The organism is Bartonella sp. AD328YNZD (assembly GCF_042196425.1).
On record NZ_JBHIQG010000381.1, the window covers coordinates 1 to 2,178 of the forward strand.

Genomic DNA, 2,178 nt, shown 5'->3' on the forward strand with positions numbered 1-2,178 from the left:
GCTGTTGCTGTCGTCCAAGGGTCTGCTTTTGGACTTGGATTAACTTTTCGTATTTCTTATGCAACATCAGAAAAACTTCTTGAAGAAGCTTGCTTACGTATCCAGCGCTTTTGCAACAGTTTAATTTAAAGTTTTTAACATCATTTCTTGTGATTGTTTTTCTGCCGAATGTCAGTATATCTGGGAAAATATTGGAAACTGTATCATGGGACAAGCCAATCGATTCAGCAAAAACATCCGTTAATAAACACAGTACAAAAATGGAGGCGGCAAGTAAAAATCAAAAAAATTCAACTACCCAATAAGTAAATCGATCTATTGTCATAAGAGATGAAAAACCTATTTGGGGCTTCCTTTACCAAGAACAAAAATTTCGAGCTTATTAGGAATAATCTGAACTTAAAAGTTGATTTATTTACTCCCCTCATTAGGAAGTACGATGCATTATACTCTGTTGTTATAAATGTGCGATCAAAAACTGAATTTTAGATGAGCCTCAAATGTTATAAATCCATTTATTTTAATTTATAGGTAAGAGCATCCTCCTAACGAATTTTAGTTGAATCATAATCAATGTTTTTTCCAGATACAAAGGGAATTTGTAGAAAATTGGTATCTTGATACATAAAAAATTTAATTGTTTTTTATAGTTTTTGAACACATATATACATATATCACATGACAGATTATCAACCAAAACATCTCCAGCAGAGTTTATATTATATAATATTTTCCCCAAAACCTGAAAATCTGTTGAAGTCTTTTATCCTCCTATGGAATGAACTGATTTAAATTTTGCATCTTTTTATTTTCTCCAAGTGGAATACAAATCATACTGTATTTTATAATTACGTTAAGTTATAATAAGTGATATATAAAGAGATAAGTAATTATAATAATTCATTGATTTTAACTTGAATTATCTCTCCTAGAGAGATTCTCTTATTTCAAATCTGTTCATCTAAGACCAATCAAAATCGTGTTCTTGCATATCACAAGCAGAGTTGGTGTGTGGATAAAAACACTTTAAAAAGAATAAAAATAACTCCATATCTCAAATGCAAGAATTACGCAACTATTGAACGCTGATAAATAATAATACCAAACATGCTTCTTCATGAGTATAACAATAGTTGTAAAAAATAAATCATATACTCTTCACATATACCGTTGTGAAATAGCGAATACTGAAAAATATCGCTGAAAGAAGCGTGTGAATTGATAAATTTTTTCTTTTCTATTTAATTGATAACTCTAAAGAAGACCTAGTATTTTTAAACATAATCGCTCTTATAATTAAGTGGCCCTTACAATTAAACATTTTCTATTTTTCGCCTTCCTCTTCACCCTAAAACGAAGAAGAATCTACCTCCTGCCGTTGTATAAATAGTCTAATCTCTCTTAATGGTTCTACCTACTAATCACTTGATTTACTTCATGGGATTTACGAGTCCCTATCTTAAATATTCACCTCACATTCTCATAAAAAGCGCTTCATATATAAAAATTTACATACCTTATATCAGGTCCTAAAGACAATGTTTATGGCGTAATAGAACAAATCTCTCTCAAATTCCTCATTGAACTCTAGTATACTTAAAAAAAATTATTGAATATCCATAAGTTTTAAAATTTTTTCCTTATCATCTTCCCCTGTATGCAATTTCTAGGAGCTCTTCTAAAAATAAAAAAAAGCCGGACAAATGCCCGGCAAATTTGGAAAATCCTCAGAGATTAAATCAATCTGACAGATCTTCGTAAGGGAACACTCAAGAAAATGCAATGGGAGGCAACATAATCAAGAGATAGCATTCTATGTCATTTTATAAGAAAAAGCACAATAAAGACTTAAGCGTATCTGCTATGCAATAAACACATAGCTTTAAATTTTTCTCAATCGTGTAGCACTCTCTTTCATTAAATATACAAAATGTAAGCTACACTATTATATGATTGTCTGGTTTCCAATATTGTGACAGCCTTTACATTTGAGAACGTTCATAAAAGACATTTTATCCCTTTCTTCAAAAATGTTTATTCCATACGGACGGACTCTCTCCATTTGTCGCATGCAGCGAATGGTTTAATTGATTCGATATAAGCAAATTTGAAACGAAAGAATATTACGGGAGTCTCAAGTTGCAAAATAGCTAATTGTCCCTTATAAATTAAGATATT

General features: G+C 30.7%; 1 pseudogene. It reads left to right on the plus strand.

Features of this window, described 5'->3' with window-relative positions:
- Positions 1-129: pseudogene (locus ACFIO3_RS11990) on the plus strand (aspartate transaminase); the annotation flags it as partial.
- Positions 130-2,178 lie beyond the last annotated feature (2,049 nt).